This is a genomic window from Rania fehmarnensis, from assembly GCF_056494185.1.
In genome coordinates this window covers 7,189,879-7,203,397 of the sequence record NZ_CM151398.1, presented here as the reverse complement: position 1 = coordinate 7,203,397, position 13,519 = coordinate 7,189,879, and the positions used below count along the sequence as shown (strand labels likewise).

11 protein-coding genes are annotated in these 13,519 nt (G+C 52.0%); 9 read left to right on the top strand and 2 right to left on the bottom strand.

All coding sequences use genetic code 11. The features are described from left to right. The first annotated feature begins 58 nt into the window (after positions 1 to 58). Positions 59 to 2,821: a zinc-dependent metalloprotease family protein gene (locus tag SH573x_RS24430; protein ID WP_479350590.1), complete on the top strand. Its 2,763-nt coding sequence runs from the start codon at positions 59 to 61 to the stop codon at positions 2,819 to 2,821. Positions 2,822 to 3,217: 396 nt separating this feature from the next. Then, entirely contained in the window at positions 3,218 to 3,919 is a 702-nt protein-coding gene (locus SH573x_RS24425; RefSeq protein ID WP_479350589.1) for a hypothetical protein, read from the top strand. A gap of 75 nt (positions 3,920 to 3,994) precedes the next feature. Here the strand turns inward: SH573x_RS24425 and SH573x_RS24420 are convergent, their stop codons facing one another. Next, positions 3,995 to 4,234, bottom strand: coding sequence for a hypothetical protein (locus SH573x_RS24420; protein WP_479350587.1), 240 nt, complete (start codon positions 4,232 to 4,234; stop codon positions 3,995 to 3,997). 119 nt (positions 4,235 to 4,353) lie between these two features. Continuing rightward, on the bottom strand, positions 4,354 to 4,590 hold the full coding sequence (locus tag SH573x_RS24415; RefSeq protein ID WP_479350585.1) for a hypothetical protein: 237 nt from the start codon (positions 4,588 to 4,590) through the stop codon (positions 4,354 to 4,356). A 592-nt stretch (positions 4,591 to 5,182) separates the two neighbouring features. Here SH573x_RS24415 and SH573x_RS24410 point away from each other — a divergent pair. The 7 genes from SH573x_RS24410 (at position 5,183) to SH573x_RS24380 (ending at position 13,200) form a co-directional block, all read left to right on the top strand. After that, positions 5,183 to 5,647 carry a Clp protease N-terminal domain-containing protein gene (locus SH573x_RS24410; RefSeq protein WP_479350583.1) on the top strand — a complete coding sequence of 155 codons (465 nt, stop codon included), beginning with the start codon at positions 5,183 to 5,185 and terminating at the stop codon, positions 5,645 to 5,647. A gap of 1,366 nt (positions 5,648 to 7,013) precedes the next feature. After that, positions 7,014 to 7,241, top strand: a complete 228-nt coding sequence (locus SH573x_RS24405; RefSeq protein WP_479350582.1) for an addiction module protein — start codon at positions 7,014 to 7,016, stop codon at positions 7,239 to 7,241. A 380-nt stretch (positions 7,242 to 7,621) separates the two neighbouring features. Further along, complete coding sequence (locus SH573x_RS24400) at positions 7,622 to 8,425, top strand: hypothetical protein (RefSeq protein ID WP_479350581.1); 804 nt, start codon at positions 7,622 to 7,624, stop codon at positions 8,423 to 8,425. Continuing rightward, on the top strand, positions 8,422 to 9,282 hold the full coding sequence (locus SH573x_RS24395) for a hypothetical protein (protein WP_479350580.1): 861 nt from the start codon (positions 8,422 to 8,424) through the stop codon (positions 9,280 to 9,282). The genes SH573x_RS24400 and SH573x_RS24395 overlap by 4 nt, the downstream gene beginning before the upstream one ends. A gap of 54 nt (positions 9,283 to 9,336) precedes the next feature. Beyond that, positions 9,337 to 10,179, top strand: coding sequence for a hypothetical protein (locus SH573x_RS24390; protein ID WP_479350579.1), 843 nt, complete (start codon positions 9,337 to 9,339; stop codon positions 10,177 to 10,179). A gap of 1,452 nt (positions 10,180 to 11,631) precedes the next feature. Then, entirely contained in the window at positions 11,632 to 12,114 is a 483-nt protein-coding gene (locus SH573x_RS24385) for a type II toxin-antitoxin system VapC family toxin (RefSeq protein WP_479350578.1), read from the top strand. Positions 12,115 to 12,372: 258 nt separating this feature from the next. Further along, the gene (locus SH573x_RS24380; protein ID WP_479350576.1) at positions 12,373 to 13,200 is read left to right on the top strand and encodes a DUF4159 domain-containing protein; all 828 of its coding nucleotides are present in this window, start codon (positions 12,373 to 12,375) and stop codon (positions 13,198 to 13,200) included. Positions 13,201 to 13,519 lie beyond the last annotated feature (319 nt).

Below are 13,519 nucleotides of genomic sequence, written 5' to 3'. Positions count from 1 at the left end.
GTGCGACAAACAGTAGCTGCTATCATGTTGCCGGTTCCTTTGGAAACTGGAGAAAACTATGGTCCTCGGCCGCCGACATCGCAAACTTCGCCTTGAATCCCTCGAGCACCGGTGCCTGATGGCCGTGTTGACCGTTAACAACACCAACGATGCCGGAGTTGGTTCGCTGCGCGCGGCTATCGAAGCGGCCAACTTGGATGGCACAAGCGATACGATTCAGTTTGCAATTCCTGGCAGCGGTGTACGCACGATCAATCTAGCCAGCGAGTTGCCCGGGATGTTTACGCCTATGGTCATCGATGGGTGGACGCAAAGTGGTTTTACTGGCAAGCCGCTGATTCAGCTTCAAGCCGGCGGTGGGCTGGGATATGGTCTGAGTCTCTTTGCTAATGATTCCATCGTTCGTGGTTTGATCTTCACCGGCTTTACCAATAGCCACTTGGCGATTTGGGGTGGAGATGGCAACAAGATTCAAGGCAACTACTTCGGAACCAATAGCGCCGGCACTGCCCTGGCCGGCGGAAATTCCAACTTCGATGCTGTTTTCATTGGCGATGGTTCCGTAAACAACATTGTGGGCATCGATAGCGATGGTCTGAATGATGCCAACGAACGCAACATCATCGGTGGTGGTCAGTCGGGCATCGGACTCTGGGGCAATGGCTCGACGGGAAACCGCATCTCAGGCAACTACATTGGTACCAACGCAGCGCAGGCTGATTTGGGCAATCAGTTTGCGGGGGTCTGGTTGGATGCAGGGGCAAATGGAAACTACATAGGTTCCAATGCCGATGGCGTAGGCGATGGTCTGGAGGGCAACATCATCAGTCGCAATAAGACGCATGGTGTGGTCATCAACGGAGTTGATACCGATGGCAATCGTATTTTGCGCAACTTGATTTATGATAATGCGCTGATGGAAATTGATTTGGGCAACAATGGCCCTGATCAACTGGACAACTTGGATGTCGATGCGGGACCCAATCAAAACAGTAATAGCCCCGAACTGACTTCGCTGAGCGTCTTGAGTTCTACGTACGTCGTTGGTGGGACTCTGCGAGCTGAAGCCTCAAAAACTTATCGCATCGATGTTTACGCCGCCCCAGCCCGCGATGGCTCGGGACTGGGTGGTGCCCAGAAGTTTGTGGGAGCCTTCACAGCCGTGACCAACTCGGCGGGCACCGTCTCGTTTACACGGACTGTTTCTGGAGTTATCGACTATGGCTGGTTTGTTTCGGCCACCGCCACGGATCCACTGGGCAATACATCGGAGTTCTCCGCGCCGATTTGGGACGGATTAAATTTAGCGCAGACGTTTTCGTTGAGCAGTCTGCCGGGCGCCAACCATACGATCTATTTGGATTTCAACGGACACACCACCACTGGCACGCTGTGGAATAGTACGTACTCGCAACCCACGATCGTCACGCCCGCTTTCAGTATGGATGCGCAGCCCGCCTTTTCGAACGCAGAACTACTGCGCATTCAAGCCATCTATCAACGCGTGGTGGAAGACTATCGACCATTTCAAGTCAACGTCACCACACAGGAACCACCGCTGGGTGATTTGATTAAGACTGGTCCTGGTGATGCGCGGTGGGGCATACGGGCAGCTATAGGTGGATCGTGGACCAATTGGTTGGGTTCGTCAGCCGGCGGGATTGCCTGGTTAGATTCGTTCAATTGGAACACGGACACACCGGCTTTCGTATTCTCGATTAACAATGCCAACAATGCCGAAGACTTGACAGCGGAAGCCATCAGCCACGAGGTGGGCCACTCGCTGGGATTGACGCACGATGGTACACCCAGCAGCGAGTATTACTTTGGTCACGGAACGGGTGCGACCAGTTGGAACGCGATCATGGGCGGCGGTTCTTCGGCCCAGGTTACGCAGTGGAGCAAGGGCCAATATGTAAATGCGTCCAATTCTCAAGACGACCTGGCCATCATCACGACGCAAAATGGATTCGGCTATAAAACCGATGACTACGGTAACGGTGTCGCAGCTGCCTCGCCGCTGGGCGTAGTCAATGGCAAGATCTTGCAGACGGGTATCATTTCGACTTCGACCGATCGCGATTTCTTTTTCTTTGAAACCTCCGGCGGAATCATGGATCTGAGGTTTGGAGTGGCTGCCATCGGCGCTAACTTAGACTTATACGTCAGGCTGTATAATGCAGCCGGTGCCGTGATTGGCGCTGCCAATCCTGTCGATCAATTGTCAGCTCGAATCGCTCGCACTTTAACTGCCGGCAAATATTTTGTCAGCGTCGATGGTATCGGGAGAGGCTCACCGCTAACGGTCGCTGAAGGTTATACCGACTACGGCAGTTTGGGTTTGTTTTCCATTAGCGGTGTAATCAATGGTCTGAACCAGGCGCCGGTGCTGGCGAACATCAGTGGCTCGTTGAACTATACAAACAATGCGTCGCCCATCTTGTTGGCAGCGTCGGCTACAGTCACTGACGTGGACAGTCCCAACTTTGCCGGTGGGACTTTAACGGTGGCTATAACCGCCGGTTTCGATGGAGCGAATCGACTGAACATTGCGACCGGTGCATTTACACGCAGCGGCCTGGACGTGTTCTTCAATGGAAACTCGATTGGCAAGGTGAACAGTTCTGCCGGTGTGGGTACGACTCCGTTTGTAATTACCTTTAACGCCAGCGCGACGGTCAGTATTGTCCAGCAGTTGATCCGGGCCTTCAATTTCCGCACGCTTGGCAATACAAATCTGGCGCAGCGACAGATCGCCTTTACCGTCACCGACGGCGACGGCGGAGTCAGCAGCACGCTGGGCGTAAGCGTCAACCTGTAAGCGCCGCTTCGGTAACGCTAGCTGTGTTTACCGAGTCATGTAGACTGAGGCTAGCACTGGAAAATAGGCGTGTTAGTCAACTGGACTTGATGGGCAAGGCAGAGGGTAGCATAGCTAGCACACCACTGAGCCTGATTGAACGTCAAGCGCGACGCGTGATCGGGATTTTTGACTTCTGGCAAATGACTCAATTAGCCGTTAAAACGCTCGAGCGACATCGTCCTTCCTCCCTGAAAAGTTTGATCAAGGAACCAATCAAATTGGCAGTGGCGACTGTTGCAAACCACTGCCTTTGGCCATGCTAACTACCCCCACCTGCTCCCCAGGCGGAAATTTAGTATTTATCTCAGGCTGGGAGATAGCGGGGGGGTGAGTCACCCCCGAAAATTTCCTAGCGTGTATATCCAGCGGATATCCGCCGCGCCAGCGGGGATTACTACACTGGATATACCCGCCAAGAAGCGGGAGAAATACATTGTTCTGTCGCTGAATCCAATGGTACTCGCTTGTGACATCACGATCGACGGCAAGCAGGACGCCTTAATCGTCCTTCTACCCAATGCGTTGTATCTATTGCCCGATAGAAAGTTGGCCGATGTTTCAACCGGTTTGATTTGGTGCGGCTCTTGTGGAGACTTCGGGGCTGGCGAAAGAATCGACGCTCGTGAATCGCTGGAGGCTTTACTCGCCCAGGCGACGGTTGGTGAACTTCCGGCGCCATACGACTTCATCTTCGAAGATGATCCAATTCGGATTGAGAAATACCGCGAATCACTACGACGCACTTTACACTGGATGAGCCTGCGAAAATCTCCGGCTCGCTGCCTCGCCTGCCGCTCGACAGAAATCCTAGACGTTTCTTCGGCACGCAATGAGGAATTCATCGATGCTCTTGGACGCGTTGTGACGTACTCGTTCGTATTCGCAAGTACCGCTATTGACCATCGCTTAAGTTTGTATGATCTTGAATGCAACTATCTCGGCGAGATTTCCCGAATCTGCCCTGAGACCTCGGACTTCATTGACGACGGTTATGCCTACGACAAGATCGTCGCAATGCTGGAACAACAAAAAGAGCGCGACAGAACAAAACGGTGAACCCAAGTCGCCGATAGCGTCGTTACTTACATCAACGTCAAACGCGGCGACTGGGGTACCGCCGTCGTTCGTCCGTCACGATAACGAGCACTCGCCTGTTCGATAGTTGATTCGCAGGTCAACTTTGGCTAGTAAAGCGGTTCCGACTAACGGTAGGTTGCCGACGTTTTCTACGACTTGTACAGGAATGATGTCGTTCAACCAGTCAACCACACAATAGTAGCACCGCAGTCGAGCCGTTGATCCGTCTGCGAGCACCGCATCTGTATCTGCCAGCACTCCCAGACCCAATCGCTCAATCTCGGATTTTGGCATGACGAGATATCCATCGAACGCAGTATCAGTCCATGCATGGATTGCTTGCCGTTTGGATCGTGCATGACTCGCAACTTGAACTTCCACCATTGCACGATTTTCTTCGTCGACCCAGGCCTTCACGTTTTCGCTGCTCCAATGTGAAATGCTGCGTCGTAACCGATTCGGATGACAAACGGGACATAGTCCGGTTCGGCTTCGCGAGCTGCCAATGCGGCCTCTAAAAACGTGTGGCGAATGTAATGTCGTCGCGTGGGGCTCACGATGGCTACGTATTGCCCTTTGTAATCGCGTTCCAATGTTTCTTTCAATTCCGCTACGTAGATCGACTTAGCATCGTCTGCTGTCGTGGGCATGGTAATACCTGTTTGAGCTTGGCTGGTTCGAACACTACAATTATGGACGAACAAAGCGTTGAACGCGAGCGGGCGATCACGCCGATTTTGAAGTCATAGTCCACCGCGCCCGCCGCGTTAACGCTAGCGTTCCCGCTGTCAGAACCGGACATGCCGTGATTACTTTACACGTCAACTAAATGCTTGCTCTTCAACGTGCTCGTGCTCAGCCCTAGCGGTGCTCGTGCTCGTGCTCGAAAAGGCCAACATGACGATTGATGTCCGACCGAACGAATCCAACTTACCTACCTCCTCGATTCAAAACGGAATGCGAGCACCGCTTCGCTGAGCACGAGCACGGGCACGAGCACGAGCACGAGCACGACTGCGTGCGGCCAGGTTTTGTTGCGGGTTCAGCTGGGCCGATGAAACTAGCGATCGGCAAAACTTAGTTGCAGGTTCGAAGACAGACCGGCTATACTCCAAGCCATGTTGCCGGGTTCAAAAACATCGGGAACAAATCGATGGACCAAAGTCCTCAATAGTCTCGATTTTCAATGGATGCCCAATCCCTTCGCACTTGGTCATCGTCAACGTTCGTCGGCTGAACAACATGGACACGCGGATTGACAACATTCTGGCACTGGGCCACCCAGGCCGTGAAACCGACCGTGCTCGGAACTGCATCTTGCTAGCGATACGATGCGCTGATGAACTTGGTAATCATGAATTCGATTCATGCCACTTGCTGTCGGGCCTTTATCGAGAAGGTAATGGTGTTGCATTTTACTTATTGAAGAACTTTGAAGTAACTCAACGGCAAATTGATGACACACTTCGTTCACGTGATAGATCAACTGCCGATAAATTCCAAATCCATGGTGACATAAAGGTTGTACTAGACGCAGCCTTCGCTGCGGCCCGTGGGATGTTCCACAGTTACATCGGCACCGAACATTTACTAATCGGTGCCACTGTGGAAACGGTGGGGGCAGCCAAAATGCTCGCTGGATTCGGAATACCGCCTAACGATGTCCAAAACGAGGTATACAATTTACTCGGCCATGGTCGAAAATGAAGCAAACGCCGACGAACAATCCGATCAACCCAAGCGGCGGATCGAGCGTTTCCTGAAATCAATTTTTTTTTGCCGCCGCTGGGTTATCGGTGGCGTTCCCGCTGTCAAATACTTGATCCGTAAACTAATGTGCGCTGGGCTCTCCACCGACCTTGTGTCGGTGGGAGCACGACTTTCTGGCTAGCACTCTAGCCGAAGAAGTCACCGGTCCACCGAGCAAGCTCGGTGGGGCCGCAGGGACACCGGACGTGCTTCCATGCTGAAGACAAATGCGTCTTGGATCATCAGAAGCTGCATTGGGGTGATTTACTTCGGAGATTACTGAGAATCGGACAGCTCGGAATCGGTGGGTGCTAGAAAAGACACGCAGCGAGAACAACGATCGGCAACGGCGGTTGCTCTTCTCTGTGTCTCCGTGCCTCTGTGGTTCAATCTGTCTTTCGTAATCCTGCACACTGATTAAACTGGCGATCGGCGGAACGTAGTTGCGGCTTCGATTGCAGACCGGCTATACTTCAAGCCGTGTTGCTGGTGCCGAAAAACATCGGGAACAAAGCGATGCAACCGAGTTCTCGATCGTCTCCAGCTTACTATTCGCTCAACCGCTCGAACCGGCTGATCGCCGCCGTTCGTCGGTCCAAGCTGAAGACAACACTTTTGCAGGCAGTCGCAACAAATGAAGTTCATGCCTGTACCTTCGTCAATCATGATAAGAAAGCTCAATGCCCTATCGAGTGGCCTCGGTTGGGGAGGCTTGGATGGCAGGGTGATACTCTTTGACGATGGATGCGCCCCGGCAATGTATTGGTGCTCTGACGCGCGCGGTGACATGACATTGGACATCCATACAAATCAACGCGCCATGTCTCGATCGGAAATCGCATTCGGCAAGCGAGCATTCGAGGTGCTGCAAATCCACGCTGTGTCAACGCGCTTTCGCATTTATGCTGGTCCTGTATTCTTATCGTTGCCGACAATCGAAGGAATTCCTGCGCTCGTTAAGACATCGTCGCCCCTGCTACATGTTGAAAACTTCGACTCGAAAACCTCTCGAATGGATTTGGTGCGACGGTATCCGACAGCAGTGATACCGAAGATTCGGCCGCCACTTTGGAAATCGACAGAAATGAAAATCGTCGACGGGCAAATTGTTATCGATGAGGACAAACGTCTATACTGGAAACGTCGGTTCGCCCAATTTAAACGTCGATCGACGGGCAAAGGGTATACCAGAAAACCGACGAACCAGGCGGTGAACCCAAGTCGCCGATAGTGGTTAACTCTAAGTTACCCGCAGGACGATAGGCCGTGCTGTAAACGTTGGCTCGAAGACTCGATCGTGGTATAATTCGGTCCGGAGGAACCGATGACCCTAGAACAAGTGATTAACGAAATTGCAGCGTTATCGCCGAGTGACCAACTTCGGCTTGTGCAAGAGATCTGGGATCGACTACCCAAGGACGCTGGAACAGAACTCACGCCAAGGCAGCAAGCAGAACTTGACCGCCGCTGGGCGGAATACAAAAGTGATCCTTCAACCGCCTTAACTGAGTCGGATTTTCGTGAACGCGTAAAGATGGTGCGCGATCGATGAATGTGAAGCTGACGGCTGGAACCGTAGCCGATCTTCTTCGCGGAATAGAGTGGTTTGACCGAATTGCGTTGGGGCTTGGTGATCAATTCGAAGCTGAGTTCTACAGTGCACTTGAGCGAATTAAGCAGTCACCTGAACTCTTCGCCGTCAACTTAACGGGTTACCGTCCGTGTCGCTTGAAACGTTTTACTGCCGTGCTTTACTTTCGCGTTGATGAAACTGCATTGTTGTGGTCGGACTGTTCACAAGTGGCGAGGATGAGTCCGTACTGCAAAGTCGCGGGTAACAAAGCATTCCACCATAGCCCGCGACGGTGACTTGATCGATGGTTTATCTAACGCGCGGGCATGGTGATCCCCAGCGTTCGTTGGGCTAGATGCATGCGACTCGTACTGACGTTAGCGTTCACATTGGTCTGTATCTTTCCACTCTTTGGACAAGATGACTTCGATCGTTCGGCCGCATACGACGTTGTTGAGCTAAACGAATTGATGCTCGTATTTAGCCGTACGAGTGTCGAGAAGTTGAAGCCAACAAGGTATGCTGACTGCGTGGATCATAATGTCGCGTTAAACTCCGCTGGATTTGATTCTCGCACTCGTGATCTTATCAATTGGTCAATGGGCCATCCCGTCAGATTGCAACTGGTCCAATCATCACTGCGGGCTTTGGCAGACGACAACTTTTATTGGGCGATTGCATGGGACTTGGTTCCTCAAGAGGGAGCGTCTACTGGGATACCCTATCGACTTCGGAATCACCTGAACGGCAACGGAAAGCCAATCATTCCACAACTATACTTCCGAGCAACTTGTCAAATTGCTGAGACGACCTTTGTTCACTGCACATTACCGGTGAAAGACTGCGCCCGCTGCAAAGTATCAGAGAGACTCGCCGGCGAAGAAATACTGAAGCTCGCTCGTGCCGAACTGTCGAGGTATACGGCAGGGGAGCTTAGGGATATGATAAAATCACTCGAAGGTGTAGATGAACCAAAATGGATATTGCATAGGTTAGCTTTGGTTGAAGATCTTCCAGATGAGTTAGGCCTTTGGCGCGTCGAATTTCGCGACTCGCAGAATCCAGGGGCCAGATCCATCACTGTTTGGGTGTCCGAGTCGGGAACGGCAGGTACGTTGACCTGTGGGCAAAGGCGTCTTGAAGTTCCAGAACTTATAGAATGAATCAACGTTCGCCGCTTCATACCATGAAATCAGCTGCACTCATCGCTTTCGTCACGATCTGCTTTCACGGCTATTGCTTCGCACAGGAGCTCGCCGAGCAGAAGCGCGAGATTCCGGCGGGCCCTGTTGCTGCTTATTTTTCGATAAAGAATCTGGTGTTTGGCTACGAGCAATCGCAGATTCCCGAATATGACGGTACGAGTATTCGTGCGCTTTCACTCGAAACCTCTATCATCGATGGTGTGCCACCTGCTTCAATTCGCAGTCTTCTGGCTCACATTGCATATAGCGATGAGTGCAGGTTCCAATTCGACAATGCTTCATTCGGATCCAAATCTTGGAACTGTTGGTACGTTTGGCATGCTCTGCTACCAAAGAATCAAAATTTCGCCGGGACGGCTTACCAATACCTAACTGTGGTAGACAAACATGGAAAGGTGATAGCCCCGCGCATTGCACTTGTTTCTCGTTCAGGCAAACGGCAGAATGAACAGATCGTGAGCGCGTTCACCCTTGATGGAATTCTCGATTCCCCGAACCAATATACTGCGATCTCGGAAAATGATGCGAAGACAATTGCGCAGGAGCTTGCAGAGGATTTTCTAAAGAATGCCAACCAGTTGCTTTTCGAAAAATTTGCAATGCGGCTTATCAAAACGAGAAACTTCGAGGCGGTAACGAATAGCAACACGAAGATCACAATTTGGCAATGCGATTTCGATGTCCTGAATGCGAAAGAGCCGCTTGCGATTTGGATTCTCACTGATAAGTTACATAGCAAACTAACACTCAACCGCTGGTATTTCGACGAACCAGAAGATGCACGAAAGTCGCCGAATAAGCCCGTTGGCGATTGAGAATCAAACCCGGCGACTTCGTGATCCCAGTCGTTCGTCAGACGGGGAACGAAAATGAAACCTCTGGTGGTTCTTATACTGTTGACTATAGGTTGCAGCATTTGCTACGGCCAACGATATGACGCGCCTCGCCTAGAGTTACTTGATACTGAAGACATTCATGACGCGTTTTGTATCGGCGATGTTGTTTTCATCACTCGCGAGAGCGGCGCTGAATCCGCGACGCCAAAGCCGCATTCGCTCGGCGGCCTGCCCACTGTAAAATCAGTGGTCGATAAAGCGAAACCCAGTAAGACCTTGATGGATTTTGTGGATTCCCTTCTGGGCAGTCACCATGGATTTGAGTTCGCATCGGCCAAGGTGCTCAATCTTGGGGATGCCGGTTTTCAATGGAACATTGTTTGGACGTTGCACCCCGATCCAGGCGGCATGTCGGGAATACCGTTTGAGTATCACGCGACCATTCTTGCTGATGGTAGTGTCGCTCCGCATGAAATGGTGTTATGTGATCATTACGAAATTGTCCCACTCGACGCTGAAAAAACGATAATAAGCTGGCTTCCATTCGAAGGCTTGATCAAGGGCAAATTGCCCGACGAACAACGCTCGATACAGTTGGCGCAGGGGGCGCTCGATGCAGTACTGGACCGAGCCGCAATCACCCTCAGATTTCGACCCATTAGATGCGAACACCAAACAGTGCCATATGCATTTCTAAACTCATCTGGCGACGATTCTGGGTGCAGTTTCTGGGCAGTTCACTTTGTCCCGAAATCCGTTTCAAGCGACAAGGAAAAATCGCATGGGACACTAATAATTTGGGTCTGTGCGAACGGTGTCACATCCGATGTCGAGCTTGGGCAATGGTCGCTCGGGAAAAGACGAGCCAAGGAATGAACCCAAGTCCTCAAGAGTGTCAAACTTTATCGTAATCCCAACCCCTTCCGACTGGGTTATTCCAATCGTTCCCGCTGTCAAACCCGACAAGCTGCGATTGGCATGCCGTCGGTGCGGCCCAACCGAAGAACAAAACTGTGGCTCACCAACATCTGTAATTGACAACAGGTCCTGGTTGGGGAGCGGACTCGATCGCATATCTCACGCAAAGGCGCGAAGGCGCAAAGATGCTTGCGTTAACTTTCTTTGCGCCTTAGCGCCTTTGCGTGAGGCTGTCTTTTATCTTTGAAAGTCGGGGCATCGTTTCGGCCATCGGCAACAAGCATACATGTCTGCATAAATGTCCGCAGGAGATCGGTAGTCGCCAAAACTTAGTTGCGGCTTCGATTATATACCGGCTATACTCCAAACTGAATTGCCGGGTGCCGAAAACAGCGGGAACCAGGCAATACACCGGAGCCGCCGGTCATCTCCAACTTACTAAACAAATCAATCGCGGCGGCCGCGGTGATTGGTACCGTTCCCGCTGTCAGATACTCGCAATACTTAATGCATAAACTAATGCTTGCTCTTGGACGTACCGGCAGTTGCTCTGTCGGCCTGCCGGTGCCTTACGGCGACCGGCAGAGGTTCTATCGGCCTTTCAGGCCTGGACACTGAGTTGGCTTGACTCCAACGCTCCGAGCATTGAAAGTTAGCTGCACAGACCGCTGGTCTGGAATCGAAGGAGTAAACGCTCATCAGCGAACGTCCAGGCCTGAAGGGCCGGTAGAATCTCTGCCGGTCGCCGTCAGGCACCGGCACGTGCGATCGGCAAAGGTGGTTGGCTAGTTCGAGACATCCTGCCGAACGGACAATCGATAGACCGTGGTGGTATTCCTCTGTGTCCTCTGTGTTCTCTGTGCCTCTGTGCCTCTGTGCCTCTGTGCCTCTGTGCCTCTGTGCCTCTGTGGTTCAATAGGTTTTGGCTGATGCAGACAAGCCTATGAAACTGGCAAAGCGGCCAAGCGAAGTTGCGGCTTCAATTGTCGACCGGCTATGCTGACGAGGGATAGCAGTGGAATCACCTATCACTGCTTCGAGATGGCTTGTTTCGAAGATTACTACGATCAGCCAAAATGGCTGGCAGGTTCATGATAGGCGCCGCAAAGCTCGTTGACCGAATCATTGATTTCTACCACGAAGTTCACGAAGAGCACGAAGGACTGAATCGGAAACTTCGTGCTCTTCGTGATCTTCGTGGTTCAAAATCTTAATCGTTGAAACTGGCGATCGGCAAAACCAGTTGCGGCTTCGACTGCAGACCGGCTATACTCCGAGCCGCGTTGCCGGGTTCAAAAAACATCGGGAACAAAGAATTCCACCACAGCCCGCGACGGTGCTTTGCTTGATGGTTGATCAAACGCGCGGGCGTGGTGAATTCCAACGTTCGTCGGACCGCAAAGGGACGTTGTGCGTCGAATCTACATCGAAACGACAATCCCAAGCTTCTACTTCGAAGTCCGTAGTCAACCGACGATGGTGTCGCGCCGACTGTGGACTCGCGAGTGGTTTGACGCTTCGAAAGGGATCGACCAACTGGTAACCTCCTCCGCCGTACTCGAAGAACTGGAACGCGGCGATTTCCCCAATCGCGAAGCTGCAATCGAGATGATTGCTGCGCTTTCTCCGCTCCCTATCACTGACGAAATACGCGAAATTGTCCAGGAGTACATCAAACGGCTATTAATGCCGGCGGACCCCTCTGGGGATGCGCTTCACCTCGCTCTTGCGTCGTATTACGGATGCGATTTTCTCGTTACGTGGAACTGCAAGCACTTGGCGAACGCGAACAAATTCGACAATATTGCTCGAGTCAATGGTATACTAAACCTATCGGTGCCAAAACTCGTTACCCCGCTGGAGTTGATAGGAGATAGTGACAGTGACGAATGATCCTGTACTCGAAGAAGTGCGTCGTGTTCGGAAGCTCATCTCGAATGAGATCGGTCCCAATCTGGAGGGACTTGTGGAGCACTACGCGAAATATGACTCAAGATTCACGGCCAATGCCATTGAGGCGACAGACCGACGAACCAAGCATTGCACCGAAGTCGCCGATCAGACGCCTTCTGATGGTAGCTCATCTCCGGCGACTCGGTGAATGCTGCCGTTATCAGGACTGAGCGACACCCACTTCTCTGGAGTTGAACGATGCGAACGCATGACGTGGCTCGAAGCTATATCGCGGTGACCCTATTGACGTTCAGCTACTGGCTGACAACTGGCACAGTCGCCGGTCAGGACAAGCAATCGCATGACCCGAGTCGCGTAGAGGATGGGGCACCGGGATGGCTCAAGACTTACAATTTTAAGAAAACCTTCACGTTCGTTCGCCTTCGATATGATCAGCCTGCCAAACGTTGGGCGACCGACTATCCTGACGCTGATATCAATCTCTCCAAACGCCTAGCGAACCTAACGTCGCTCGATATCGCTTCAGACGGCCTCGTTCTCGATCCTGCTGATCCCAAACTAATCAGTTACCCATTCGCATACCTTTCCGCCAATGGACTTTGGACTCTGTCTGATCCACAGGTAGCAGCTTTACGGCGATACCTGGAAGGTGGTGGATTCTTGATGATCGACGATTCGTGGGGCGAAGAAGAAGGGAAGAACGTCATCTCGCAAATGCAAAGGGTTTTGCCACATCGTGAAGCAAAAGAACTTTCGCTAGATCATAAAATTTTTCATTGTGTATTCGATCTGACCGAGAAACCGCAGGTCTGCGGAATCTCTTATGCGCTCAACGGACGAACTGAAGGTGTCACTTGGGAGCGACCCGATGCCAAAGACGTCTCTTACCAAGGAATCACAAATGGCAGCGGTCGGTTGATGGTCCTGATCTGCCACAACACTGATTTGGCCGATGGTTGGGAACGGGTAGACGACGACGCCTGGTACGCGCAGGAGTTCTCTGAGAAACGCGCATTCCCAATGGGGATCAATGCCGTCTTCTATGCATTGACTGAATATGATTGAAGCAAACTCATGAGCCCAAATCGCAACAAAACCTGATAACCATCCGATGGACCGAAGCGGTGGATCGGCTGCTTTCTGATGGAAAATTTACTTGCCACCGCCCGGTCATCGGTGGCGTTCCCGCTGTCAGATACTCGCAATACTTTATGCATAAACTAATGCTTGCTCCTGTTCGTACCGGCAGTTGCGCTGTCGGCCTGCCGGTCGCCGTCAGGCACCGGCACGTGTGATCTGCAAAGGTGGTTGGCTAGTTCGAGACATGCTGCCGAACGGACAATCGATAGACCGTGGTGGTATTCCTCTGTGTTCTCTGTGCCTC

What these genes read in the sequence shown, in the direction of transcription:
- SH573x_RS24430 (WP_479350590.1), top strand. Translation starts at nt 59, where the DNA reads ATGGTCCTCGGCCGCCGACATCGCAAACTTCGCCTTGAATCCCTCGAG.
- SH573x_RS24390 (WP_479350579.1), top strand. Translation starts at nt 9,337, where the DNA reads ATGAAACCTCTGGTGGTTCTTATACTGTTGACTATAGGTTGCAGCATT.
- SH573x_RS24405 (WP_479350582.1), top strand. Translation starts at nt 7,014, where the DNA reads ATGACCCTAGAACAAGTGATTAACGAAATTGCAGCGTTATCGCCGAGT.
- SH573x_RS24395 (WP_479350580.1), top strand. Translation starts at nt 8,422, where the DNA reads ATGAATCAACGTTCGCCGCTTCATACCATGAAATCAGCTGCACTCATC.
- SH573x_RS24420 (WP_479350587.1), bottom strand. Translation starts at nt 4,234, where the DNA reads ATGCCAAAATCCGAGATTGAGCGATTGGGTCTGGGAGTGCTGGCAGAT.
- SH573x_RS24415 (WP_479350585.1), bottom strand. Translation starts at nt 4,590, where the DNA reads ATGCCCACGACAGCAGACGATGCTAAGTCGATCTACGTAGCGGAATTG.
- SH573x_RS24410 (WP_479350583.1), top strand. Translation starts at nt 5,183, where the DNA reads ATGGACACGCGGATTGACAACATTCTGGCACTGGGCCACCCAGGCCGT.
- SH573x_RS24400 (WP_479350581.1), top strand. Translation starts at nt 7,622, where the DNA reads ATGCGACTCGTACTGACGTTAGCGTTCACATTGGTCTGTATCTTTCCA.
- SH573x_RS24380 (WP_479350576.1), top strand. Translation starts at nt 12,373, where the DNA reads ATGCGAACGCATGACGTGGCTCGAAGCTATATCGCGGTGACCCTATTG.